Annotated in this window: 23 protein-coding genes, 3 tRNA genes and 1 rRNA gene; 12 read left to right on the top strand and 15 right to left on the bottom strand. The window is 45.0% G+C overall.

What is annotated here, in order from left to right:
* The first annotated feature begins 193 nt into the window (after window positions 1–193).
* Window positions 194–309: ribosomal RNA gene (gene rrf, locus FHQ23_RS03820) — 5S ribosomal RNA — on the top strand.
* A 101-nt stretch (window positions 310–410) separates the two neighbouring features.
* On the opposite strand, the gene FHQ23_RS03815 is transcribed toward rrf, so the two are convergent.
* Window positions 411–1,178, bottom strand: coding sequence for a TIGR01619 family protein (locus FHQ23_RS03815; protein WP_139613116.1), 768 nt, complete (start codon window positions 1,176–1,178; stop codon window positions 411–413).
* Window positions 1,179–1,188: 10 nt separating this feature from the next.
* Window positions 1,189–1,992 (bottom strand): exodeoxyribonuclease III, encoded by an 804-nt coding sequence (xthA, locus tag FHQ23_RS03810; RefSeq protein ID WP_139613115.1) that lies wholly within the window; start codon window positions 1,990–1,992, stop codon window positions 1,189–1,191.
* 157 nt (window positions 1,993–2,149) lie between these two features.
* On the opposite strand from xthA, the gene FHQ23_RS03805 reads away from it, so the two are divergent.
* The 3 genes from FHQ23_RS03805 to FHQ23_RS03795 all read left to right on the top strand — a co-directional run bounded on the left by FHQ23_RS03805 (window position 2,150) and on the right by FHQ23_RS03795 (window position 5,260).
* Window positions 2,150–3,883 (top strand): L,D-transpeptidase family protein, encoded by a 1,734-nt coding sequence (locus FHQ23_RS03805; RefSeq protein WP_267963611.1) that lies wholly within the window; start codon window positions 2,150–2,152, stop codon window positions 3,881–3,883.
* A 169-nt stretch (window positions 3,884–4,052) separates the two neighbouring features.
* A complete protein-coding gene (gene mepK / locus FHQ23_RS03800; protein ID WP_132967940.1) occupies window positions 4,053–4,613 on the top strand; it encodes a peptidoglycan L,D-endopeptidase MepK in 561 nt (186 codons plus the stop codon).
* Between the two features lie 14 nt (window positions 4,614–4,627).
* The gene (locus FHQ23_RS03795; protein WP_139613114.1) at window positions 4,628–5,260 is read left to right on the top strand and encodes an MBL fold metallo-hydrolase; all 633 of its coding nucleotides are present in this window, start codon (window positions 4,628–4,630) and stop codon (window positions 5,258–5,260) included.
* Window positions 5,261–5,300: 40 nt separating this feature from the next.
* On the opposite strand, the gene lpxL is transcribed toward FHQ23_RS03795, so the two are convergent.
* Window positions 5,301–6,236: an LpxL/LpxP family Kdo(2)-lipid IV(A) lauroyl/palmitoleoyl acyltransferase gene (gene lpxL, locus FHQ23_RS03790; protein WP_139613113.1), complete on the bottom strand. Its 936-nt coding sequence runs from the start codon at window positions 6,234–6,236 to the stop codon at window positions 5,301–5,303.
* A 110-nt stretch (window positions 6,237–6,346) separates the two neighbouring features.
* Here lpxL and hldE point away from each other — a divergent pair, with 110 nt between their 5' ends.
* Complete coding sequence (hldE, locus tag FHQ23_RS03785) at window positions 6,347–7,774, top strand: bifunctional D-glycero-beta-D-manno-heptose-7-phosphate kinase/D-glycero-beta-D-manno-heptose 1-phosphate adenylyltransferase HldE (protein ID WP_139613119.1); 1,428 nt, start codon at window positions 6,347–6,349, stop codon at window positions 7,772–7,774.
* Window positions 7,775–7,852: 78 nt separating this feature from the next.
* On the opposite strand, the gene FHQ23_RS03780 is transcribed toward hldE, so the two are convergent.
* The 4 genes from FHQ23_RS03780 to FHQ23_RS03765 form a co-directional block, all read right to left on the bottom strand.
* Window positions 7,853–8,743, bottom strand: a complete 891-nt coding sequence (locus tag FHQ23_RS03780; protein WP_139613118.1) for a D-alanyl-D-alanine carboxypeptidase family protein — start codon at window positions 8,741–8,743, stop codon at window positions 7,853–7,855.
* Window positions 8,744–8,986: 243 nt separating this feature from the next.
* Window positions 8,987–9,073, bottom strand: a tRNA-Leu gene (locus FHQ23_RS03775).
* Window positions 9,074–9,083: 10 nt separating this feature from the next.
* A tRNA-Cys gene (locus FHQ23_RS03770) sits at window positions 9,084–9,157 on the bottom strand.
* Between the two features lie 52 nt (window positions 9,158–9,209).
* A tRNA-Gly gene (locus tag FHQ23_RS03765) sits at window positions 9,210–9,285 on the bottom strand.
* A gap of 239 nt (window positions 9,286–9,524) precedes the next feature.
* On the opposite strand from FHQ23_RS03765, the gene FHQ23_RS03760 reads away from it, so the two are divergent.
* The 6 genes from FHQ23_RS03760 (at window position 9,525) to bioD (ending at window position 15,247) form a co-directional block, all read left to right on the top strand.
* Window positions 9,525–10,631 (top strand): methionine biosynthesis PLP-dependent protein, encoded by a 1,107-nt coding sequence (locus FHQ23_RS03760; protein WP_139613112.1) that lies wholly within the window; start codon window positions 9,525–9,527, stop codon window positions 10,629–10,631.
* A gap of 102 nt (window positions 10,632–10,733) precedes the next feature.
* Window positions 10,734–12,029, top strand: a complete 1,296-nt coding sequence (gene bioA / locus FHQ23_RS03755) for an adenosylmethionine--8-amino-7-oxononanoate transaminase (protein ID WP_139613111.1) — start codon at window positions 10,734–10,736, stop codon at window positions 12,027–12,029.
* A complete protein-coding gene (gene bioF / locus FHQ23_RS03750) occupies window positions 12,023–13,183 on the top strand; it encodes an 8-amino-7-oxononanoate synthase (RefSeq protein ID WP_139613110.1) in 1,161 nt (386 codons plus the stop codon). Before bioA ends, bioF begins: the two co-directional genes overlap by 7 nt.
* Window positions 13,183–13,830: a DUF452 family protein gene (locus tag FHQ23_RS03745; RefSeq protein ID WP_139613109.1), complete on the top strand. Its 648-nt coding sequence runs from the start codon at window positions 13,183–13,185 to the stop codon at window positions 13,828–13,830. Before bioF ends, FHQ23_RS03745 begins: the two co-directional genes overlap by 1 nt.
* Window positions 13,824–14,606 carry a malonyl-ACP O-methyltransferase BioC gene (bioC, locus tag FHQ23_RS03740; protein ID WP_139613108.1) on the top strand — a complete coding sequence of 261 codons (783 nt, stop codon included), beginning with the start codon at window positions 13,824–13,826 and terminating at the stop codon, window positions 14,604–14,606. Before FHQ23_RS03745 ends, bioC begins: the two co-directional genes overlap by 7 nt.
* The gene (bioD, locus tag FHQ23_RS03735) at window positions 14,603–15,247 is read left to right on the top strand and encodes a dethiobiotin synthase (protein ID WP_139613107.1); all 645 of its coding nucleotides are present in this window, start codon (window positions 14,603–14,605) and stop codon (window positions 15,245–15,247) included. Before bioC ends, bioD begins: the two co-directional genes overlap by 4 nt.
* 56 nt (window positions 15,248–15,303) lie before the next feature.
* Here bioD and FHQ23_RS03730 read toward each other — a convergent pair whose 3' ends face one another.
* The 6 genes from FHQ23_RS03730 to FHQ23_RS03705 all read right to left on the bottom strand — a co-directional run bounded on the left by FHQ23_RS03730 (window position 15,304) and on the right by FHQ23_RS03705 (window position 23,461).
* Window positions 15,304–16,902 (bottom strand): ABC transporter substrate-binding protein, encoded by a 1,599-nt coding sequence (locus tag FHQ23_RS03730; RefSeq protein WP_139613106.1) that lies wholly within the window; start codon window positions 16,900–16,902, stop codon window positions 15,304–15,306.
* A 160-nt stretch (window positions 16,903–17,062) separates the two neighbouring features.
* Entirely contained in the window at window positions 17,063–18,424 is a 1,362-nt protein-coding gene (locus FHQ23_RS03725; protein ID WP_139613105.1) for a PFL family protein, read from the bottom strand.
* 9 nt (window positions 18,425–18,433) lie between these two features.
* Complete coding sequence (locus FHQ23_RS03720) at window positions 18,434–18,706, bottom strand: ACT domain-containing protein (RefSeq protein WP_139609103.1); 273 nt, start codon at window positions 18,704–18,706, stop codon at window positions 18,434–18,436.
* Window positions 18,707–18,938: 232 nt separating this feature from the next.
* Window positions 18,939–20,030: a redox-regulated ATPase YchF gene (gene ychF, locus FHQ23_RS03715; protein WP_139613104.1), complete on the bottom strand. Its 1,092-nt coding sequence runs from the start codon at window positions 20,028–20,030 to the stop codon at window positions 18,939–18,941.
* Between the two features lie 43 nt (window positions 20,031–20,073).
* Window positions 20,074–20,658 carry an aminoacyl-tRNA hydrolase gene (gene pth, locus FHQ23_RS03710; protein WP_139613103.1) on the bottom strand — a complete coding sequence of 195 codons (585 nt, stop codon included), beginning with the start codon at window positions 20,656–20,658 and terminating at the stop codon, window positions 20,074–20,076.
* Window positions 20,659–20,818: 160 nt separating this feature from the next.
* The gene (locus FHQ23_RS03705; RefSeq protein ID WP_139613102.1) at window positions 20,819–23,461 is read right to left on the bottom strand and encodes a GDYXXLXY domain-containing protein; all 2,643 of its coding nucleotides are present in this window, start codon (window positions 23,459–23,461) and stop codon (window positions 20,819–20,821) included.
* A 154-nt stretch (window positions 23,462–23,615) separates the two neighbouring features.
* On the opposite strand from FHQ23_RS03705, the gene FHQ23_RS03700 reads away from it, so the two are divergent.
* Window positions 23,616–24,347, top strand: a complete 732-nt coding sequence (locus FHQ23_RS03700; RefSeq protein ID WP_139613117.1) for a copper homeostasis protein CutC — start codon at window positions 23,616–23,618, stop codon at window positions 24,345–24,347.
* Here the strand turns inward: FHQ23_RS03700 and FHQ23_RS03695 are convergent.
* Entirely contained in the window at window positions 24,344–24,646 is a 303-nt protein-coding gene (locus FHQ23_RS03695) for a HigA family addiction module antitoxin (protein ID WP_139613101.1), read from the bottom strand. The two genes, FHQ23_RS03700 and FHQ23_RS03695, sit on opposite strands and share 4 nt — an antisense overlap.
* A gap of 55 nt (window positions 24,647–24,701) precedes the next feature.
* On the bottom strand, window positions 24,702–24,932 hold the full coding sequence (locus FHQ23_RS03690; RefSeq protein WP_139613100.1) for a type II toxin-antitoxin system RelE/ParE family toxin: 231 nt from the start codon (window positions 24,930–24,932) through the stop codon (window positions 24,702–24,704).
* Between the last annotated feature and the right edge of the window lie 372 nt (window positions 24,933–25,304).

Raw genomic sequence — 25,304 nt, 5'->3', positions numbered from 1 at the left:
AAAGACAAAGACAAAGATAAAGCTCGAAGAGTTTAAATCAGATTAGCTTGTGGCCAATCAGATGACAGAGGACGGAAGACAGATGACAGTCGTAGAAGAAAGCGAGTGTTGTGGGTTGGAGGTTGTCATCGAGAGTATAGTGAAGAGAACAAAGAAATAGAATAAAAGAGACAAGACAATCAAGCCGAATTATTCCGGCGGCGATAGTGCAGTAGTCCCACCTGAATCCATGCCGAACTCAGAAGTGAAATGCTGTAATGCCGATGGTAGTGTGGGGTCTCCCCATGTGAGAGTAGGACACCGCCGGATTTTACTGAATACAGTACAACGACCCTTAGCAGCGATGCTAAGGGTTTTTTGTATGGGCGCAAAAAAGCAAAAAGCAAAAGTGCGGTCAAACCGCACTTGGGTTAATGTAATGATTTTCCGGTTTGGTTTAATATTTGACATTCCCAACCATTGTATTCACCAGCGTATTCCTCGGCTTGCAGCTCAAATTTTTCGACTAAATTAAAAATAGTATCATCGTCTAAAGCGGATTCATGTTGCAATGTGACTAAATAAAATGCTTCATTATCATATTCAACAGGTTTGTCGGTATATTGTATGTTGAATAGCGATTGTTGGGCGTAAAAATCGATAAAATCTTCCATCAGTTCTCTATTTTCAAATTGAAACTTGTGAGTGATGGCATGTAGTAGTGAAAGATCCTCTCCCTCTTGATGTAGCAGTGCTAATGTTTCTACAGTAGCATTTAATTTCATTTCTAATGAGGATGGAAGTAGAAAATCATAGTATAAATCGCAGTTTGGATCACTTTGACTGACAATTTCATCGATATAATCTAATTTCATTTGCTGTAATTGGGAATGAAAGGTCTCACTGTGTTTAGTATAAAAATAAAGTGTAACTTTATTTTGTAAAATAATATAACCAACGAACAAGCTTTCGCTAATTGACATTAATGGTAACAATGTTTGTGAGAATTGATCCAATTGTGCCTGCTCATAGATAGATTCAGTAGAATTAAACGGCAATGGAAAAGGAATCGAAAAATGAATGACATACGGGTATAAATGGCTATCCAGTTTTTCAGTAATACTTAAGTTTACGGTGATGATGGCTTCCGTTCCTTTAATTGAAGTGCGGTAAGTTTGCCAACTATTTTTTGATTCCATGATGAATTACCTATTTAAATGAAGCCCAAATCGGTGCATGATCAGACGGTTTTTCCATTGCTCGAATTTCCAGATCAATGCCAGTTTCAACACAATGTTGTGAAAGTGCGGTATTGGCAAGAATTAAGTCAATGCGTAAGCCGCGATTTTCATCAAAACCTTTAGAACGATAGTCAAACCACGAGAATTGATCATTTGTTTGAGGATGCAGTTGACGGAAAGTATCGATCAAGCCGAAACCTAGCAAACGTTGTAGCCATTCGCGCTCTTCCGGCAGAAACGAGCACTTGCCGGTACGCAGCCAGCGCTTACGGTTTTCTTCACCGATTCCAATGTCTAAATCCGTTGGGCTGATATTCATATCACCCATCAAAATAACTTGGTTTTCAGGTGGAAGATGGTTTTCTAGGTAGTTTTGTAGATCGGCATAAAATTTTTCTTTAGCCGGAAATTTGGTTTCATGGCTGCGGCTTTCGCCTTGTGGAAAATAACCGTTAATAACAGTTAGTGTGCCGTATGCTGTTGCCAAATCCGCCATGATAATTCGCTTTTGCGCTGATTCTGTGTCGCCAGGGAAGCCACGGCGTACTGCTAACGGCTGCTGTTTACAAAGTAAAGCGACACCATAATGTCCTTTTTGACCGTGATGAAAAATATGGTAGCCTAAATGCTCAACTAAGTGATAGGGAAAATCTTCATCGGAGACTTTAATTTCTTGCAAACCAATAATATCGGGTTGGTGCTTGCTGACAATTGCTTCTAATTGTGCTGGTCTAGCTCTTAATCCGTTGATGTTAAATGATAAAAATTTCATATAAGCCCATTCATCTTATTTTAAAGGAAAAATTTTAACAGAATTTAGTTATGCTGTCTGGTTTTCTCGCGTGCTTTTTTACTAAGTAAATTTATATTTAACCATTGCCTTAAATTTGTTAAAATAACGCCAGTTTTTTATACCAAAAGGTTGAAATATGTTCAAAAAAAACAAAATAAGCCAATTATATTGTTTTGCTGGTCTGCTTTTTTCAGTGCCTGTTTTCGCTGAGCAAGGGGCTATTGAAACAGTAGCAGGACAGACTACTGAAACGCTGTTGCAAACGGTAAATCCAACACAGCAGGTTGTGGTGGAAGCGATGCAAACGGTTGAGGCTGTGCAGCCAGAAGTTGATATTAATGAAAGTGCGGTTGTTGATGAGGCACAAATTGCCGCTACCTTACAGGCACAACAAAAGCTACAACAATTTTTAGCCGGAACGCCGGTTCAGTTTGAGGCGGCCTTAGCAGATCTATATGCAGCTAACCAGTTTGCTCCGATTTGGGCAGACAAAACCGCTGAAAAAGCGTTTTTGCAACAGTATGTGGTTTGGGTATTGAGTGGTGTTTCTGCTGCTTCAGCGGAGCAGTTGGCGCTGATCAGTCGTACAGATGATGTTATGCAGCGTGATATCTTGCTAAGTGATGCCTTTTTGGACTATCTGCACTATCAAGAGAATTTGAAAAAATCTTCAACCAAATGGCTATATGGTAATAGTGGCTATAAAGCCGCATTACCGAGCCAACTTCGTTTAGAAAATTGGAAACAAGCTATAGCTGATGGGCATTTAGCCGTGTTTGTTCAACATTTAGTACCGACCAACAAACAGTATCGACAAACTGCTGACAAAGTGCTGGTGTCATTGCCGGATAATATGGGTAGTGCGGTGACGGTCAATGATACTTTAAAACCGGGTATGCGTTCAGCAGATGTTAAAAATTTGGCGATACTTTTGCAAAGTAAAGGTTTCCTCAGTGCTGATTATTCTGCTAATGATGATATTTATGGCGATGAATTGTTAGCAGCGGTAAAAGGTTTTCAAGCGAAAAACGGCTTAACGGCGGACGGAATTGTTGGAGCGGGAACACGAAATGTGTTAAATCAAAATTTAAGTAATAATTTGTATAAATTAGCAATTAATGCCCAACGCTTGAGCCTACTGCCAAATCAAAGTAACGGTATTTTTGTTAATATCCCGACTTACCAACTATATTATTATCGTGATGGACAGTTGGTATTACAGTCGAAAGTGATTGTTGGTAAAAAGGAGCGTCAGACTCCAGTGATGTATAGCCGTTTGAGTAATGTGGTAGTTAATCCACCATGGAATGCGCCAGTACGGAATATCAATCAAGATATTATTCCCAAAGTGCGGCAAGATCCGAGTTATATCTACCGCAAAGGCTACACTATCATCGACGGGCAAGGTAGAACGATTGACCCTTATACCATTGATTGGGAGAACATGACGGCGAAAAATTTCCCATACCGCTTGCGTCAAGCGCCGGGTGGTGACAGCGCTTTAGGCAGCTATAAGTTCAATATGCCAAGCAGTGACGCCATCTATTTGCACGATACACCATCAAAAGGTTTGTTCGCGCGTAATGACCGAGCGTTGAGCTCCGGTTGTGTTCGAGTGCATAAATCGGATGAGCTGGCGAGTCTGCTGTTAAGCGAGAACGGTTGGAGCGCTGAGCGCAAAAACCAAGTGCTTGCCAGTAAGAAAACCACATCAGCTAATTTAAGTAAACGTGATGATGTTTATCTGTATTATGTCACGGCGTGGGTGGATAACGGCAAAATTTATACTGTGCCGGATATCTATGGCCATGATAAAAAATTGGCAAAACACAATGTAAATTGGAAGGCAATTAAACAAATATTACTTTAAGCCGATTAATTTGAGACATTGCTCAGAAAATAATAAAAAAGCTATTGAATAATGGCTTTTTTTATGTTTTCCTAAGTCGTTTGATTAAAACTGAACTTATACTCTTTTTTATCGTCAAAACAAGAGTATTATTTATTCCAATTTAAGAATTTTAACTTATCGTAATATTATGACTGAAATTAATCATCAACGCCGTCGCTGGCTAGCATTGGGCGGAGTGGTATTAGGTGCTGCACTTTTGCCGAGTGAAGTCTTGGCTGCAGTGTCTACACCAAAACCGCGAGTACTCACTTTTAGGAATATCAATACCGGTGAACGTCTAACTTCTCAGCTAAAAAATGGCAAAATTGCCAATGCAGTCGATTTGAAAAAATTGGATCATCTGCTACGCGATCGTCGTACCCAACAAATTCACCGTATCGAGCCGCAGCTGTTCAGCAAGCTTTATCAGATTCAGGGTAATTTAGGACTTCGCAATACCGAAATCCAAATTATCTGTGGCTATCGAGCACCAGCAACCAATGCGGCAATGAATGCTCGCAGTCGTGGTGTGGCGAAAAACAGCTATCATACTCGTGGACAAGCGATTGATTTCCGGATTGACGGCATTTCATTGGCGAAAGTGCGTAAAGTGGCGACGAGCTTAAATAATGGTGGCGTTGGGTATTATCCACGTAGTAACTTTGTGCATATTGATACTGGTCCGAACCGCACTTGGAGCGGTAGCTAAACGGCGGTAATATTATGCATGTTGAAATTCTTCCCGTTACCGCTTTTCAGCAAAACTGCTCAATTATTTGGGATGAACAGCAAAATGCTGCGATTATCGATCCCGGTGGTGAAGCTGAGAAGTTAATCGAGTTTATTGAAACACAACAGCTTCAGTTAGAAAAAATCCTGCTGACACACGGGCATTTAGATCATGTTGGTGCGGCCAATCGGCTGAAACAGCATTTTCAAGTGGAGATTTGGGGGCCTAATAGCGCCGACCAATTTCTATTTGACTCTCTACCCGCGCAGTCACAACGTTTTGGGTTGCCTGAAATAGCGGTATTTTATCCCGACCATTGGTTGAATAAAGAAGGGGAGATCATCACTGTCGGTGATATGAGTTTTGAAATTCTTCATCTACCGGGCCATACTCCCGGACATATTGGTTTTATCGAACACCAAAAGAATATTGCGTTTAGCGGTGATGTGTTGTTCTACAACAGTGTCGGACGCACGGACTTCCCGCGCGGCGATCATCAACAGCTATTGTCTTCAATTAGGCAAAAACTGTTTAAATTGAATGACGATATGATTGTGATTGCCGGACATGGCGCTGCGACTAAAATTGGTCTTGAAAAACAGAACAATCCTTTTATAAAAAACTGATATTGGCTACTTGAACCGCACTTAAAGTGCGGTTTTTCTGTTAATAGTATGATGGGTCATCTTCGTTTGGACGCGTTTTAAAGCGACGATGCAGCCACATATATTGATCAACGCCTTTTAATATTTCTTGTTCTACCAGTTGGTTCATCTGTATTGCAAGCTGTGTTTGATCTGGTAATACTGAGAAAGTAGTCGGTTCAGATACTGATAAATGATAGCCGGAACCGTCATTATTGCGTAATGGTGCGAAAGGCACGATATGTGCATTCGGCACTGATTTCATTAAATAGTACGAGCCTGTCGTAGTAGCAGCATCGGGAACTGCAAAAAAAGGTACAAACACTGAATTTTTGCGTCCATAGTCATGATCCGGCGCATACCAAATCATGTTTCCCTCACGCAGGGCCCTGATCATACCACGTAGATCTTTTCGGTCGAGCAGTGCTTTATTCGAACGAATCCGTCCTTTGTATTGTATCCAATCAAATACCGGATTGTCGTTGGGACGATAAACACCGATACCGGGCTGGTGCAAGCCGATAATCCGCGCGCCAAGTTCTAAGGTTAAAAAATGTACCCCAACTAAAATAATTCCGCTGTCGAGATGATTTTTAATATGCTGAATGCCACTGGCAGTGCTCCATTTTTTTATCCGTTTATCCGACCAGAACCATGCCATACCAGTTTCAATAATGCCCATGCCTACTGAATAGCGGTTTTTTTGCAAAATAGCTTCTCGTTCCGATTCGCTTTTTTGCGGAAAGCAAAGCGCCAGATTGCGGCGAGCAACTTTCGCTCGTTTTTTGCCGATGCTTAATTTAGAAAAAATCCAGCCCAACCCAGTTCCAATTTTTAATAAAATCGGATAAGGCAGCAATAATAACAGCCTGAAAAAAGCCAATCCAATCCAGAAAGGCCAGTATTTAGGGTGTAAAAAAGCGGCTTTAAAGTGCGGTATTTGTGATGCTTTAGCCATTCACCATTCCTGTATTCATCTGATATTTTAACTTTGCTATAGTTTAACGGAAAAAATCATAAATAAACATTTTTATGCTAAAATCGGGAAAATTTTATCAGGAGCAAATGATGACACAATATTCGACTCAATTTAAACAAGCGAAAGTTTTGGTACTCGGGGATGTGATGCTTGATCGGTATTGGTTTGGCGCCACCAACCGAATTTCACCGGAGGCGCCGGTGCCGGTAGTGCGGGTGCAAAACAACGAAGAGCGGGCAGGTGGAGCCGCCAACGTGGCAATGAATATTGCAAGCTTGAATGTTGAAGTAAAATTGCTGGGGTTAATCGGGCAGGATGAAGCTGGTTTAGCACTGGAAAATATGCTGCAACAACAACGGATTAACTGTGATTTTGTAGCGTTGAATACACACCCTACCATCACTAAATTGCGGATTCTATCCCGTCATCAGCAACTTTTGCGTTTGGATTTTGAAGAAAACTTTCATGATGTTGAAAGTGCGGTTTTGTTGCAAAAATTACAGGATTCAATCTCGCAGAGTGGTGCGTTGGTTTTATCGGATTATGGCAAAGGCACGCTGAATGCGGTGCAACAGATGATCGAAGTAGCGAAACAAGCTAACGTGCCGGTATTAATTGATCCTAAAGGCACTGATTTTGAACGTTATCGCGGCGCAACGTTATTAACACCGAATTTATCTGAATTTGAAGCGGTAGTCGGGCATTGTGTTGATGAACAGGATATTCAACAAAAAGGGTTGCAACTGATTGCAGATTATCAATTAGAGGCATTGCTAGTCACCCGCTCAGAAAAAGGTATGACATTACTACGTCCGAATGCTGAGCCGTTTCATCTGCCGACCGAAGCCAAAGAGGTGTTTGACGTGACCGGCGCCGGAGATACGGTTATCAGTGTGCTGGCAACGGCGATTGCCGATGGACGTAGTTTGGAAGAAGCTTGCTATTTGGCAAATGTTGCTGCCGGTATTGTGGTCGGCAAGCTTGGTACATCGACGGTTACGCCAGTCGAACTGGAAAATGCCATTCATCATCGTGGTGAAACTGGTTTTGGAATTATGGATGAAGTGCGGTTAAAAAGCAGTGTTTCCGAGGCAAAAGAGCGTGGGGAAAAAATCGTGATGACCAACGGCTGCTTTGATATTTTGCACCCAGGGCATGTTTCTTATCTAGAAAATGCGCGTAAATTAGGCGATCGTCTAATTGTGGCGGTGAATTCCGACGAATCGGTGAAACGATTAAAAGGGGAAAGTCGACCGATCAACTCGCTAGCTGCACGAATGGCAGTGTTGGCGGGTTTGTCCTCTGTCGATTGGGTGGTTGAATTCAAAGAGGATACGCCACAGCGTTTAATCGGCGAGATCCTGCCGGATTTGTTAGTCAAAGGTGGCGATTATAAACCCGAAGAGATTGCCGGCAGCCAAGAAGTGTGGGCAAACGGCGGCGATGTGCGGGTGTTGAATTTTGAAAACGGCTACTCAACCAGCAGCGTGGTAAAGAAAATTCAGCAGTTAGGTTAATGTTGTCAGTTTGTGGGATTTAAAATTCATTTATAGTCAAAGGCGGATGAATTTCCGCCTTGGCGTTAAACCTAAAAACTAATTTGATACCTGTTCTATCAACCGATCCAACCCAAGTTGATCGTAGGCTTCAATATCTTGGTCGTTACTCTCATCAATAATCAAATCATTGAGTGCGAGGCAGCCGTAGGCTTTGAGTTTATTTTTGGTAAAGTTTGAACGGGCAGCAGAGCTTTTATTATTGAGGCTAATCACGCCGATGGTTGCGTTATTATTGCAGCTATATTTATTGATAAAGACTAAGTTATAACCTGATTCACGGATATAACCTGTTTTGCTGATGGAAGCATCAAATATCTCTTCACGCACTAATTTATTGGTATTTTGCATAAATACGTTGGTACGATTGGCGCGAATATAGGCTGCACGGGTGTTGGAGAGCGCTTTTAATTCAGGTTTACGTAGTGAGTATTTAGCCAGCTTCACCAAGTCCATCACGCTGGAGATATTACGGTTAGATAGACCTGAACTATCACTAAAGCGAGTCGACTTCATCTTTAATGCTTGCGCTTTTTCATTCATTTTTTGAATAAATCGAGCTCGGCTCATGCCCGCAGAGCGAGATAAAGCATGGGCAGCATAGTTGTCCGAATGTACAAACATCGCTTTTAATAATTCTGAGCAGGCAATTGGTGTATTTTTGGGCAGTTTGGTGCGGGTGCCTTTGATGTGGTCGTTATCTTCATTAGTAATGCGCGCAGTGCAGTTAGGATTGCGATTATTTTCTAAAAACACATTGGCGGTCATCAGTTTTGTGACCGAAGCAATCGGAAGTACGCTATTGGGCGAACGGCTTTCTAACACTTTGTTATTGGTAAAATCATAAACCACATAAGATTGTGCGGATAACAGCGGTGATATAGATAAAAATAAGGCTGACAGCAGTAAGTTTTGTTTACTGCCTCTCATTTTACTGAGCAAGGAGCTTATGTAAGGCATATAAAAAGTCACCTTCGGATTGATAAATTAACATGCAATGTGATAAAAAATACACTTAACTATATAATTTAAACATATTTTTTATTATTTTGCTCGTATCATTTTTTCTAACAGCCATCGGCAGTAGAATCTAACCAGAGAAGATGGAAAATCGCAGGTACAAAAAAAGCCACATATAGTAGCTATCTTTTTGGTTTTAAATCATTTTTTAAATGGTGCCCGAGGGCGGACTTGAACCGCCACAGCCCGAAAGCCGAGGGATTTTAAATCCCTTGTGTCTACCGATTTCACCACTCGGGCACTGATTTGATGGAGGCGTGTCCCGGAATCGAACCGAGCTACATGGATTTGCAATCCAGTGCATAACCTCTTTGCTAACACGCCACTATGTAATTAACTCTAGTAATTAACTAAGTAATTAGTTCTAGTATTTGTTTGGAGCGGGAAACGAGACTCGAACTCGCGACCCCAACCTTGGCAAGGTTGTGCTCTACCAACTGAGCTATTCCCGCAAACTAAACAACGATATAACACATCGTTTATCAGTGGTGGGCATTTTACTGACTTCTCATTTACTGTCAATGCTTGATTGCAATTTTTTGCTTGATTGCCGAAAAAATGAGTGATTTAAGCGGATTTTAGTCAAAGTGCGGTTTTGATTTGAGGTTAAGGATATTCGGTGCTTTAATCGCCTGTAGCTTTGTGTCAGAATAACAAACTATCTACAATTAGACTGTGTTAAGGCAAGATTATGACCACTTATTCCATTGAAACCGAACTCGCCCAATTAGGTAATCGCACCGATGAAAAAACCGGTGCGGTTTCTGCCCCGATTTATCTTTCCACCGCATACGGCCATCGCGGTATTAATGAATCGACCGGCTATGATTACACTCGCACTAAAAACCCGACCCGTACCGTGTTGGAAGAGGGGATTGCCCGTTTGGAAGGCGGCGATCGCGGTTTTGCCTGTGCGTCGGGCATGGCAGCGATTCAGTTGTTGATGTCGTTGTTTACTGCACCTGACGAGTGGATTATCTCCAGCGATGTGTATGGCGGAACCTATCGTTTGCTGGATTTCAGTTATAAAAACAACAACAGCGTCAAGCCGGTGTATGTAAATACGGCGGATTTAGCCGCCATCGAAAGTGCGGTTACGTCCAATACCAAAGCGATTTTTGTGGAGACACCGTCCAATCCGTTGATGGAAGAGTGTGATGTGGCGGCGATTAGCAAGATTGCCAAAAAACACAATCTATTACTCATCGTGGATAACACCTTTTTAACGCCAGTGCTATTCCGTCCGATTGAGTATGGCGCCGATTTGGTGATCCATAGCGCGACCAAATATTTATCCGGCCATAATGATGTGTTAGCTGGGTTAATTGTGTCGAAAGGACAAGAACTGGGCGAACGCCTGTTTTATCTGCAAAATGGCGCCGGAGCGGTATTATCACCGTTCGACTCATTTTTAGCGGTGCGTGGCTTGAAAACCTTAGCCTTGCGTATGGAACGTCACCAACAAAATGCACAGGATATTGCCAAGTTCTTAGCCGAGCAAGATCAGGTGCTAGACGTATTGTATTCCGGCAAGAGCGGTATGTTGTCGTTTCGACTGAAAGATGAGAACTGGGTCAATCCGTTTTTAAAGGCGATTCAGTTGATTACTTTTGCCGAGAGTCTGGGCGGTACTGAAAGTTTTATTACTTATCCGGCAACCCAAACTCATATGGACATTCCCGAAGCGGAGCGCATTGCCCGTGGTGTATGCAATCGTTTGCTGCGTTTTTCGGTCGGGCTGGAGAACGTAGAAGACATTAAAGCCGATTTAAGCCAAGCGTTCGCCAAATTAGCATAAGTCTATTGCGTTCAGCCAATGGAAGAAGAAGGGATAGTATCAATCTATCCCTTTTGTGATATTCCCAGCTTTAAAAATAGAGTTTGCAACACACGGAATCCTATGAATTCAACCGCACTTTTAGAGTTTGACCGCCAACATTTATGGCACCCTTATACCTCAACCCTTGAGCCGTTGCCGGTGTATCCGGTGGCAAAAGCTGCCGGGGTGGAGATTACCTTGCAGGACGGACGCACGCTGCTTGACGGTATGTCATCGTGGTGGGCGGCGCTACACGGTTATAATCATCCGCGCCTGAACCAAGCGGTGAATGAACAGTTGCAGCAGATGAGCCATATCATGTTCGGCGGTTTGACCCATGAACCAGCGGTACGTTTGGGGCAATTGTTGCTGGATTTGCTGCCGTCCGAATTGCAAAAAATCTTCTATGCCGACTCTGGCTCGGTGGCGGTGGAAGTGGCAATGAAAATGGCAATCCAATATCAACACTCACTGGGAAAATCTGCGCGCTGCAAATTTGCTGCGATTCGTGCCGGTTATCATGGTGATACTTGGCACGCAATGTCGGTGTGTGATCCGGTAACGGGTATGCACTCGCTATTTAGCCAGCGGTTGCCGATCCAATTTTTCCTGCCACAGCCGCAAACTCGATTTGATCAAGCATGGAATCCACATGATATTCAGCCATTGGCGGATCTATTGACAACGCACCATCATGAGATTGCAGCATTGATTCTAGAACCGATTGTGCAGGGCGCTGGTGGCATGTATTTCTATTCGCCACACTATTTGGTAGCGGCGAAAAAACTGTGCGATCAATACGGTGTGTTGCTGATTTTTGATGAAATTGCCACTGGTTTTGGTCGCACCGGCAAGTTGTTTGCTTTGCAGCACGCTGATGTAGTACCAGATATTCTCTGTTTGGGCAAAGCCTTAACCGGCGGCTACATGACCCTTTCTGCCACTATCACTACCGCGCAAGTTGCCGACACCATCAGCCGTGGCGAAGCGGGCTGCTTTATGCATGGTCCGACGTTTATGGCCAATCCACTGGCGTGTGCCGTAGCTGCCGAGTCAATCCGTCTGCTGTTGGAAAGCGATTGGCAAAATAATGTCGCTAGAATCGAAGCGCAGTTAAAGCAGGAATTGGCGGTCGCCGCCACTTGGGATTGCGTCGCAGATGTGCGGGTATTGGGTGCGATCGGCGTGATTGAAATGCAAAGTGCGGTCAATATGCGCAGCTTGCAGGCCCGCTTGGTCGAGCAGGGCGTGTGGGTGCGTCCGTTCGGCAAATTGGTATATCTGATGCCGCCGTTTATTACCAGCGCATCTCAGCTTTCCCGTTTAACTTCGGGCTTGCTGCGTGCGTTGCAACAAGAGTATCCGCCAGCATGTTAAATTTTTATGCCGAGCAATTGGCACAACTGCAACAACAGGGGCAATACCGCACTTTGCCTGACATTCGCCATCAGGGCAAACATATTTGGCGCGATGGTCGCAAAATGCTGAATTTTTCTTCCAATGATTATTTGGGATTGGCTTCGGATAACAGCTTAAAGCAACAATTTTTTGCACAAACCGATGTCGGCGAAATGGCGTTGACCTCCTCCTCATCACGCTTGCTGACCGGCAATTTTCCGATTTATGCCGAATTGGAAAGCGTGATGGCAAGCCAATTTCAGCGTGAAGCCTGTCTGCTGTTTAACAGTGGCTATCATGCCAATATCGGCATTTTGCCAACGCTGGCGGATAAACAAACGTTGATTTTAGCCGACAAGCTGGTGCACGCCAGTTTGATCGACGGCATTCGTTTGTCCGAGGCGGATTATCAGCGCTACCGCCATAATGATTATGCCCACTTACAGCAGCTGCTAGAGAAAAACAGTAAAACCTATCAACGGATTATTATTGTCACTGAAAGCGTATTCAGCATGGACGGCGACACAACGGATTTGTGGCAATTGGTGGCGTTGAAACAGCAATATCGCCATGTGATGCTGTATGTCGATGAGGCGCATGCGCTGGGTGTGTTTGGGCAAAATGGGCTGGGTTTGGCAGAAAAGTGCGGTTGCATCGAGCAGATCGATTTTTTGGTTGGCACCTTTGGCAAGGCGCTGGCAGCGATGGGGGCTTATGTGGTGTGCGATCAGGTGATTAAAGATTATTTGATCAACAAAATGCGCCCGTTGATCTTCTCGACTGCCCTTTCGCCGTTGGTGGTGCAGTGGGTCTATTTTTTAATGCAACACTTGCCACAAATGCAAACGCAACGGCAACATTTGCAGCAACTCAGCACCCAATTACAACTGGGTGTACAGCAACTGACGCAACAAGTGATGCCGAGCCGCAGCCAAATTGTGCCGTATATTCTAGGCGATAATGCCAGCACTGTTGCTAGCGCCGAGCGTTTGCAACAGCGCGGTTTCTACTGCCTGCCGATTCGTCCGCCGACGGTGCCGAGTGGCACTTCGCGGATCCGTTTTTCCTTGACTGCCGATATGACGGCTGACGAAGTGGCGCAGCTGCTTGATGTATTAAAAGGATCACAATAATGCAGACCGAATGGCTGATCACCGCAGAAAATAACCCGAATCTCATTCTGTATTTTGCTGGTTGGGGCACATCGCCGCAATTGGTGAAACACTGGCAATTACCGCCCGATACCGATCTGTTGCTGTGTTGGGATTATCGTGATTTAAGCCTGAATGCCGATCTCAGCCGCTACCGCACTTTGCATTTGGTGGCGTGGTCGATAGGCGTGTGGGCAGCGGAGCAGACGGTGGCAGATTTGCCGTTTGCCGCAAGTGTGGCAATTAACGGCACGCCGTGTTTGATTGACGATCAATTCGGCATTCCGCAGGCGATTTTTCAAGGCACATTAGACGGTTTCAATCCGATAACACGCAGTAAATTTGAACGGCGAATGTGTGGCAAACGTGAGTTATTACAGCAATATCAAACAATTGCGCCACGTCCGACCAGCGAAATCGCGCAGGAGTTGGCGGCGGTGTATCAGGCATTTGCGCATGTGAAACCAGCTGTCATTCGCTGGCAAAAAGCGATTGTCGGCACGCAGGATCTGATCTTTCCAACCGTAAATCAGTTAAAGTATTGGCGGCAAACCGACAGTGAGATTATACAGCTTGCACTACCGCACTTTGCCTTGGCGGCGTTTAATGCGTGGTCTGAACTATGCTAGCAGCATTGGATAAAAAACGGATCGGTCACTGTTTTGCCAAAGCCTTAGCCAGTTACGATCAACATGCGCAAGCACAGCAACAAATCAACCGTCGTTTGGCTGACTTGTTGTACCACAGCGAACAAACACAGTTTCAGCGCGTGTTGGAAATCGGCTGCGGCAGTGGCGATTTAACCCGTTTATTGGCGCAACATTGGCAAGTGCGGTCGTGGTGTTTAAATGATTTGAACCCAAGTGCGCTGGCAAAGGCAAAACAGCAATTATCGACAACAGAAGTAGAATTATGCGCAGCCGATGCCGAGCAGCTTGAGCGCACTTTGGTGTTAAATCATCAATTTGATTTGCTGGCTTCGGCGTCCACCGTGCAATGGTTTCAGCAGCCACAACGGATCATCTCGCTGGCAACACAGGCGCTCAAACCAAACGGTTGGCTGTTGTTTAGCACCTTTTTGCCGCAAAATTTAGTGGAAATTAAGCAGCTGACCGCCATTGGTTTACATTATCCCAGCTTGCAACAATGGCAAACATGGCTAGAACCGCACTTTGAGCTGATCGCACAAGATCAACAGCCAATCCAATTATGGTTTCAGCAGCCCAGTGCCGTGTTGCGCCATTTGCAAGCCACTGGGGTTACTGCCACCAATCAACAGCAGTGGACAAAAGGCAAATTAGCGGATTTTTATCAGCGTTATCAACAGCAGTTTAGCGTCAACGGCAAAGTGCGGTTGACTTATGCGCCACTGCTGATGTTGGCAAAACGGAAACAGAATCAATGAAAAAGCAACAGATCATGTTTATTTCAGGCATTGATACCGATGTGGGCAAAACCATTGCCACCGGATTTTATGCCAATCAGCTTATGGCACAAGGACGGTCGGTGATCACGCAAAAACTGGTACAAACCGGCTGTTCAGGCGTTGCCGAGGATATTCAATGCCACCGCAAACTGCAAAATCTGCCGCTGCAACAATGCGATTTGGATGGCACCACTTGCCGTTATGTGTTTGATTACCCTTGTTCACCGCACTTGGCGGCACGCTTGGCGCAAACCGAGATCGATCTGGCGCAAATCACCGCCGATACACAAATTTTAGCGCAGCAGTATGACGTGGTCTTGATCGAGGGTGCCGGCGGTTTGGCGGTGCCGTTGAATAACGAATTGACCACACTGGATTATTTGCAACAACAAGGTTATCCACTGATTTTGGTCACTTCCGGCAAACTGGGTAGCATCAACCACACTTTATTAAGCCTTGCAGTCTGCCAACAGCGTGGCATTGCGTTACAAGCATTGATTTACAACCACTATCCGCAAACCGATCCAATTATCGAAAACGAAACCCAAGCCTATTTGCAGCGTTATTTAAGCACGCATTTTCCGCAGGCAGAATTTGTTGAGTTGCGGGAAGTGGTTTAATTAATGAAGTCGTCATGGTAAGGGCGCATTAAATGCGCCCAAATTTGTGATTGCACCTAATCTGCTACTTTCACCCCATAAAACGCAGTATAACCAAACGGGCTTTGTTGGAAATTTTGTACCCGTAGGCTGGTCGGCACATAGTTGACTGAGTGTGCCAGCGGAATCAACGGCGCCTGTTGTTTGGCAAGCACTAATGCTTGTTGATATAACGCCGCTCGTTGCGCCTCATCAGAGGTGGCGACTGCTTGCTGAATTAGATTTTCAAACTCCGCATTGCACCAGCCAGCGTAGTTAGTGCCGCCGACGTTTTCACAGCCGAGCAACGGCGCTAAAAAGTTGTCCGGGTCACCGTTGCGACTGGTCCAGCCGTAAGTACCGGTATAAAACTCGCCTTCACGGGTACGTTTGTTAAAATCTGCCCATTCGTGGGTGACTAAGTTAGCTTTGATGCCGATTTTCGCCCAATCCGCTTGCAAAATTTCCGCGGTGCGGCGTGGGTTCGGATTGGATGGACGCACCACCGGCTGCACCCAAATGTCGGTTTCAAAGCCGTCGCCATAACCAGCTTCAACCAACAATTGTTTAGCTTTTTCTAAATCAAACGGATAATCTTCAATCGCATCGTTGTAGCCCAACACGCTTGGCGGGAACGGATTTTTTGCCGCCACGCCGCTTCCGCCTTGATAAACCACGTTGATAATCGACTGTTTATCGGTGGCATAATTCAGGGCTTGTCGCACTTTCACATTTTCCAGCGGCGCTTTGCGGTGGTTGATGCCGATGTAGGCTAAATTCAGCCCTTCTTTGGCAAATAACCGCACTTTGGGATTGTTTTTCATCTGTTCGATATCGGCGATATTCGGGAAATCAATGACATCGCAAGCACCGGTTTGTAATTTGGCGTAACGGGCGGTAGCGTCCGGCGTGATGCTGAAAATCAGGCGATCAATATCGGCTTTACCACGCCAATAATCGGCGTTGGCGCTGTAGCGAATCGCTTGATCCAATTGATAGCCTTGAAACACAAACGGCCCGGTGCCAATCGGTGTTTTGTCAATTGCTTCCGGCTTGCCTGCTGCCAACATCTTATCGGCATACTCTTTGGAATAAATTGACAGAAAATCCATCGCCACGATTTTCAAGAATGGCGAATAGGCTTGGTTCAGGTTGATTCTCACTGTGTAATCATCGACTTTTTCGACTGATTTCAACAGCTTTGGCAGTGCCATCCAGTTGAAATAAAAATAGGTTCCGCTGGAAACATGGTGGAACGGATGATCTTTGTCGGCTTGACGTAGATAGGAAAACAACACGTCGTCAGCGTTAAAATCGCGGCTCGGGCTAAATTCCTTATTGGCATGAAATTTTACCCCTTTGCGCAGGTGGAAAGTGTAACTCAAACCGTCATCACTGATTTCCCACCGCTCCGCTAATCCGGGTTCGATCTCGGTTGAACCGGGTTTAAACGCCAATAAACTGTCATAAACCTGTTGTGAACTGGCGTTGAAATCATTGGCATCATTGATAATCGCCGGACTGAATTGACCAGGCGAGTTGCTGATACAGTTAATCAGCGTATGCGGTGCCGCTTGGGCGGCGGCAGAAAATGAGAGTGCAAGTGCGGTCAAAGAGAAAAGTGCGGTTGATTTCATTGGGATTCCTTGTTAAACAGTAAACTAACGATAGAGTAACATACAATAAAATCGATAAAGGAGAAATAATCAATTGGATTTTGTTAGAACGAAAAGGAATATTGAGTGAGAAGTACAAGTGCGGTTCAGATTAGGTTCTGACCGCACTTTGGTTGAACAATTAATTTTTTAACGCCTGTACTGGCGCCGGAATGCGCCCGCCGCGGTTGACGAAGATTTCACAGTTGCCTTGTTTGATCGGCATAATTGGGGCGTAGCCGAGCAGCCCGCCGAATTCCACGCTTTCGCCGACATCTTTGTTTGGCACAGGGATAATTCGCACTGCGGTGGTTTTGCAGTTGATCATGCCGATTGCCGCTTCGTCGGCGATAATGCCGGAAATGGTAGCAGCAGTGGTATAACCCGGCACGGCAATCATATCCAAACCGACCGAACAAACGGCAGTCATCGCTTCCAGTTTATCCAGCGTCAGCACCCCTTGTTCGGCCGCTTTGATCATGCCTTCATCTTCCGAGACCGGAATAAAGGCACCGCTCAAACCGCCTACCGCACTTGATGCCATCATGCCGCCTTTTTTGACTGCGTCATTTAATAGCGCTAAAGCAGCGGTGGTGCCGTGTGTACCACATACGCTCAAGCCCATTTGCTCCAAAATCCGTGCTACGCTGTCGCCAATTGCTGGGGTCGGAGCCAGAGAGAGATCCAAAATCCCAAATGGAATGCCTAAACGTTTGCTGGCTTCCTGCCCGATAAGTTCACCAACACGGGTAATTTTAAACGCGGTTTTCTTCACCACTTCGGCGACTTCAGTCAAGGTTTTTGCATTCGAGTTTTCCAACGCCGCTTTGACTACGCCCGGACCGGAAACACCGACATTGATAATCGCATCGCCTTCGCCGGAACCATGAAATGCACCCGCCATAAACGGATTGTCTTCCACCGCATTGCAGAACACGACTAATTTGGCACAACCAAAACCGTCTGGGGTGATTTCCGCGGTTTGCTTAACAATTTCACCCACCAGTTTCACCGCATCCATATTGATTCCGGCTTTGGTCGAGCCGATATTGACCGAACTACAGACAATATCGGTGACTTTCATTGCCTCTGGAATCGAGCGAATCAACACTTCGTCCGATGGGCTCATGCCTTTTTGTACCAACGCGGAAAAACCGCCGATAAACGAGACCCCAATCGCTTTGGCGGCGCGATCCAAGGTTTGGGCAATCGAGACATAACTGTCTGCTTTAGTGGCGGCTGCGATTTGCGCAATCGGCGTCACTGAAATGCGCTGATTGACAATCGGTACACCATATTTAGCCGACAGCTCTTGGGCGGTTTGTACCAAGTCTTTGCCGACATGAGTAATTTTGTTGAAAATATTTTGGTTTAAGGTCGCCAAATCGGGGCTGATACAGTCGTGCAGATCAATGCCGATGGTGATGGTGCGCACATCAAAATGCTGATCCGACACCATTTTCAGTGTTTCTAAAATTTCGTAAGATTGAATACTGTTGCTCATCTTCAATCCTTAAATCCGGTGCATGGCATTGAAAATATCGGTATTTTGCAAGCGCAATTCCAAGCCCAATTTTTTGCCTTCTTCAACAAAAAATGCCGCTAATGTTTGGTAATCTTTGGCGCAAGCGCTGGTATCGACCAACACAATCATGGTAAAAAATTCATTCATTAATTGTTGGCTGATATTGACGATATTAATTTGTTGTTCGGCTAATAATTTCGCCACATCATACACAATCCCGATCCGATCTTTGCCGATTACGGTTAATACTGAGTTGTTCATTTTTTCCTCTATTTATAGTGGTAAAAAGCCGTTTATCAATAATATTTAAGTGGTTGGAAAAGGTTAAAATACATAATTTATATTGCAAAAGTAGGGGGCGATTATATATCGCCCCGAACTGCACTTTGCATTTTTCCTTTATTGATTAAGTGCTTATACCGCACTTCGCAAACGGGCGGATAGTTAATCAGCCCCTACTTTTGCTTTATCAATTCTCTTGGTGAGAAATGAATTACACATTAAAGCGGAAGTGCATCACATCGCCGTCTTTTACGATATAGTCTTTGCCTTCCAAGCGCCATTTGCCGGCTTCTTTGGCGCCGTTTTCACCTTTGAATTGAATGAAATCGTCGTAGGCGATCACTTCGGCACGGATAAAGCCTTTTTCAAAATCGGTGTGGATCACGGCGGCGGCTTTTGGGGCGGTGGCGCCGACGGCAACGGTCCAAGCACGCACTTCTTTCACCCCGGCGGTGAAGTAAGTTTGCAGATTTAACAGCGCATAACCGGCACGGATCACCCGGTTTAAGCCCGGTTCTTCAATGCCCAGATCTTGCAAAAATTCGACTTTTTCTTCGTCGTCCAACTCGGCAATTTCCGATTCGATCGCCGCACATACCGGCACCACCACCGCACCTTCGCTGGCGGCAATTTCACGCACGCGATCTAAATACGGGTTATTTTCAAAGCCGTCTTCATTGACGTTGGCGATGTACATTGTCGGTTTCAGGGTTAAGAAGTTGTAGCCTTTAATTGCGTGCAACTCGTCTTTATCTAAATCTACTGAACGGATCATGCCGGCATTTTCCAGCACCGGCAGAATTTTTTCCATAATCGACAATTCGAATTTTGCGTCTTTGTCGCCACCTTTGGCACGCTTGGTTAAACGCTGAATGGCTTTTTCGCAACTGTCCAAATCGGCTAACGCCAGTTCGGTGTTGATGGTGTCGATATCTTCTGCCGGATTGATCTGACCGGCAACGTGCACAATATCGTCGTTCTCAAAACAACGCACCACATGACCGATGGCGTCGGTTTCGCGGATATTGGCTAAGAATTTGTTACCTAAACCTTCGCCTTTGCTCGCACCGGCAACCAGACCGGCGATATCAACGAACTCCATGGTCGTTGGCAGCACCCGTTGCGGATTGACGATTTCCGCCAGCGCATCTAAACGCGGATCCGGCATTGGTACTACACCGGTATTTGGCTCGATGGTGCAAAACGGATAGTTTGCCGCTTCGATGCCGGCTTTTGTCAAAGCGTTAAACAGGGTCGATTTGCCCACATTCGGTAAACCAACGATACCGCACTTAAATCCCATACTATTTTCCTTTTGGTAAAACCGTTAGTGGCAACGGTTAGGGTTAAATTTTAAATCCATTCAAACGATTCATCGCTTTGCTGATTCCGTCGGTCAGCAGAATATCCACATTGATAGCGGCTTCTTCAATCGTTTGTTCGATCAAGTTTAATTCAGTTTTCGGCGGTTTGTTTAAGACATAACCGCTGACCAGATTTTTATCACCGGGGTGTCCGATGCCGATTCGCAAACGGTAGAAATTTTTGTTATTACCCAGATTGGCGATAATGTCTTTCAGTCCGTTGTGCCCACCGTGTCCGCCGCCTTGTTTGATTTTGGCGGTGCCAGGCGGCAGATCCAATTCATCGTGAAGCACCAAGATTTGTTCAGGTTGAATACGATAGAAATTCGCCAACGCCCCAACAGCTTTGCCGCTCAGGTTCATAAAGGTGGTCGGCAGCAAAAACCGCACTTCGTTACCCGCAATTAGCGTGCGTGCGGTTTTGCCGGAAAATTTGCTTTCCGGTGTGAGCGATAGGTTATATTGGCGGCAGAGTTGCTCTAACAGCCATTCCCCAGCGTTATGACGGGTTTGTGCATATTGGCTGCCGGGATTGCCTAAACCAACGATAAGTTTTATTTCGGACACGGTAGTTTCACTGTTTGTGTTAATAACGGATTGCGCTAAAAAATAGGCGCATATTGTATGCGAAAGTGTGGTTTTTCTCAATCGAAACTGAAACCGCACTTTATAACCGTAGCGTAAAATAACAATACAATAAGCAAAGTGCGGTTTATGAGGATTAAGCCTAAAGCGGTTTTAAATCCTTATCCAACAAACGTGATAACAACGCTATGCCGTTTAGCACCCGAAATTCGCCATATTTGGCTTGTTCAAAGTGGGCGGCTTGTCCTTCGGCAAAGAAGAATTGTTGTCCGGGCATTTTTAGACCCCATAGCATATTGTAGTCATTAATACGCAGCTTGATGGCAACATCTGGAAGGCAGTCATGATAATTTTCTGGTAAGGCTTCTTCCAAGCGGCAAAGTGCGGCACTGCCGTCAGCGTTTTGTTTTAACAGTGCGTATAGCTGTGTCGGGCGTTGATCCTGCCATTGTGCGAATTGTGCATAAGCTGCTTGCTCATCCTCTTGGCCAGCCTTGATCGCATCACTCTCGCTATTCTCTTGATCATAAATCGGGTAGGGGTTATCGATATTAAATTCGGCTCTTTTTTCTTGTTGCTGTTTATCAATTTCAGACCGCACTTGCTCTATCAAGTCGTAGTTGAGTTCCATATAATCGCCTTGCATAATCGAGCGCGGATCAATCGGCGCCAAGGCGAGGATCACCGACTTGCCGTTAGTCAGTACATTTTCATATTTTTGAATGCTGTAATTGCCGATAGCCAGTGTCAGCAGCAGGGTGAGCAGCGCAAGTGACGGCGTCAACCAACCGATTTTTCCTTGATAACTTGATTCAGCCGTGGCAACCGCAGTTGCACGACGGTGTTGACGTTGCAAATACAGTGCGGCTAACAGAAACAGAATCGCATTGCCTAGCAATAAGAAAGATTTATACAGCAGCGGCAAATCCAGCCAGTAATAATATTTTGCTAAAAAACCGATCATCGCCAGCAGAACGCAGCTAAACAGCAACCGATTATGATTGAGATAAGCCAGCAACAGCAAACTGAAGCTGACTAAAATGCTTGGTGAGGCGATAAAAGCCAAACCGAAAACTACCAACACTAGGGCAACGATGACCGCACTTCGTGTTTTCAATGGTTGTTGACGGCTGATCCAGAGCTGGATAATCGCCGGTGACAGGCAAATCAGTAACAGGATCAAGGTTGTCCAGTGCCAGTTTTCCACCGTAAACAGCCCATGGGTGAGAATATGGAAAAATTCAGCAAGCGTGTTGGGTGTCGGTAATGGGGCTGCCTCTGTAATCCCTAAGCTGATGTAAATATCCGGTTTGAAGATAAAACCGATATAAACCAGCCAAAATGCCCATGCTGCACTTTGAATATGGGCGTGATAACGGGTTGGGCGCAGGCTCAAGCCGAACAAGATTAAGCTGCCGAGCGCCAACCAATAATCGGCATAATAATCAAACAATAAAGTCCAGAAATCGCCTTGCAGTCCTTGCTCCGGTTGGAATTCATACAGGTAACCGTTTTGCGCACTAAAGGTGTACAATAGGGTAAACAGCAGCAGGATAAGACTGCCGGTTTTAATCCAATTGATCGTAATCAACAGGTAGCACAGCAGGCTGATGATGATCAGTCCGAGCAAATCGCCATTTAGCAGGGAAGGTTGATTGTCCTGGCGGTAGTCCAAGTAATAATTTATCAAATAGTGAAAAACATACAGCCCCAAGCCGATCATCAGTAGCAGACCACTAGCATATTCATTGGCTTTGTGCGAGTAGTAAAGGTATGCGCCAAGCGCAACAAACACCAGCGAAGCGATCAGAAATAGCTTATCCGATTCAAAAATGTCCAGTGTAAATAGAAAGGCAATTGTCAACAATGTGATGATGATTGCCAGTGTGGTAAACAGGATTTGTAGCGGCCACGGCATACCTTGCGCTTGTTGCACATATTGCTTTTTCAAATGAATTCCGAGCACGATGGCGGCGCCAAGGGTGACGAGAATCGCAACAAAAATCCCACTAATCTCAAAATTAGTGATCTTTAAAATAAAAACATCAACGCTGAATAACAGGCAAGCCCAGTAGCCGCTCTGGTTAAACAAATCACGGCGCTGTTGCCGGTAATAATGAAGCATTGGGGCAGCGAGAAACCAGACCAACGGCGCAGTGTTTGGGTTGTTGAGGCAAAGCAAAGTCATACACATGATCAGCACGGTGTTACTGACTTTGGAGCTGATATGCCAATCTTGATCATGCAGCGATTTGCTGAAAACTTCGCTTAGCATCACAAAACCCAGATTGAGCAGCAGCATGAAATATAAAAAATATTCATGCGACCAGAGCAGGTCGGGATACAGCGCTAAACTCAAATTGCTGGTTGCGAGCAGTAATAATGCGGCTGCGGCATTGGGCAGTGCAAGCAGTAACGGGATTTGCAGCAGTGACCATAGTGCAAATAGCTGCCAAGGATCGGCGCCGGTTTGATAAATTTGCCCAATCAGTGCCAACAATGCACCAATCAGCACGGCGGCAATAAAGAAAAAGGTGCTGCTGACGAATTTCAACCGTACTTGCCCGAGTTTACGGTATTCCCGGTAATAAACCCATATTCCGACGACAATGCTGCTGGCGAATAGACCTTGAGTGGCGTACAGTTTGGTGAATTTGCTGAAATAATCCCAATTGGCGGCAATCCAAGTGACCACTCCGCTACTGAGAAAGCCGGCGGCGGTGAGCGTGGTGAGGATCAATAAATACGTTGGCCAAGAGGCAGTAAAGAGAAGTTTATTCTGCATAGTTTCACCTGTTTATTATTGATGAGCCTAATGATAGTAAATTCTTTTGGATTGTTTAACAAGCAATTACTTTTTCGGGGTAATCTTGTTAAGATTGATTCAATTGATTCAATTGATTCAATTGATTCTAGGGCGGAAAAAAGGAAGCGATATGATTAAGGTAGAAGTGTGTGTGGACAATATCGAATCGATTCATACCGCGCAAAAATACGGTGCTGATCGAATCGAGCTGTGTGGCGCGTTGGCATTGGGTGGAATAACGCCGAACTATGGCTTGATCGAACGTGCGCTCGCAGCGGCGCAAATTCCGCTGTATGTTATGATCCGCCCACGTGCAGGGGATTTTCTGTTTAGTGTCGATGAAGTTGGCATGATGCAAAGCGATATTCGATTGGCGAAAAAGTGCGGTGCACAGGGGGTGGTGATTGGCGCATTAACCGAAAAAGCCGATATTGACATAGCGACTTGCCAGCGGTTGATTGACTGTGCCGATGGCTTGGGCGTGACGTTCCACCGTGCCTTTGATCTCTGCCGTGATCCGCAAACCGCACTTGAACAGATTATCGAACTGGGCTGCGAGCGGCTGTTAACCTCCGGACAACAGCAAAGTGCGGTCGCAGGTGTCGATTTGATTCGAGATTTAGTCCGGCAAGCGGATCAACGCATTTCGATTATGCCCGGTGCTGGCGTGAATGCAAGCAATGCACGGCAAATCCTGCAAATTAGCGGTGCACAAGAGCTGCACCTTTCTGCCGGCGGTTATCGCCACAGCGCCATGTTGGTCAACGAAGCGCCAAGCATGGGCAAAGACAGCCGACAAGATCAACAAATCAACATTACCGATGGCAAAAAATTACAGGCAGTGCTAGCGGCGATTAAGCATTAACCAAGCGTAACCAATTTAGCAGGCGACACATTTAGCTGCCCTTTTTGGCTGGCTTTCCATAAATCATATTCGGCTTGTTGATGTAACCAACTTTCAGGGCTGGGGCTGTCTTCCCCCAACCAAATATGTAGGCGCAGTGCCATCTCTGCACTGATTGCGGCTTTGCCATTTAGCAGGCGAGATAAAGTGACACGATTGATGCCTAATTGTTTTGCTGCTTCGGTGACGCTTAATCCCAACTCAGGCAGAATATCGTCACGAATAACTTCAGCGGGATGTGGTGGGTTGTACATAATCATAGTTTTCCTAGTGATAATCTTGGTAGTCAACAATTTCTGCATGACCATTACTTAACTAGAATGTGATACGCCAATTTCCATTTACTTTTACACTCCAATAATCTTGCATTTTTCCGAGTAACGGGTGTAAGCCCCAGCCTGGTAAATTCATATCATTTATTGTCTTAGCACTATCTAAGCGAGCGAGAATCCGGGCAATTTTTTTCGCTTGAGAAGCTTGAATCCCTGATTTGTTTCCGCTTTCAAAAAATAGTTTTAGTCCTTTATGTTTAAAAGAAATAATCATTTTAACCTAATTTATATAATATTGTAGCGTATAGCACTACGGTTTGAAATGGTTTGAATAGTTTCTTGCATTAAATACTTAATTTAAGAAACAACCAATTGTTTTTAAATGAATTTTTTATAAATAAAAAGACTTGTTATATTATTCTACGATCTAGATCGAAAAACAGTCATAGTCCAGCGGATTGTGTTCATTTTAAACGACAACTTAAAATATAAACAAAGATCAATAGACCCTAAGTAATATAAATTTTTGTAGGCTGTTAATCGGTAAGAGGTAATGATGTTCTATCCGGCAAAATTTGATAAAGAGGGTGACGGTTATAATGTCACTTTTCGTGATATTCCCGGAGCGATTACTTGCGGTGATGAT

The sequence above is a fragment of the Testudinibacter crocodili genome, assembly GCF_006228025.1.
In the GTDB taxonomy this organism is placed as follows: domain Bacteria; phylum Pseudomonadota; class Gammaproteobacteria; order Enterobacterales; family Pasteurellaceae; genus Chelonobacter.
This window is presented reverse-complemented; position numbering and strand designations above follow the sequence as displayed.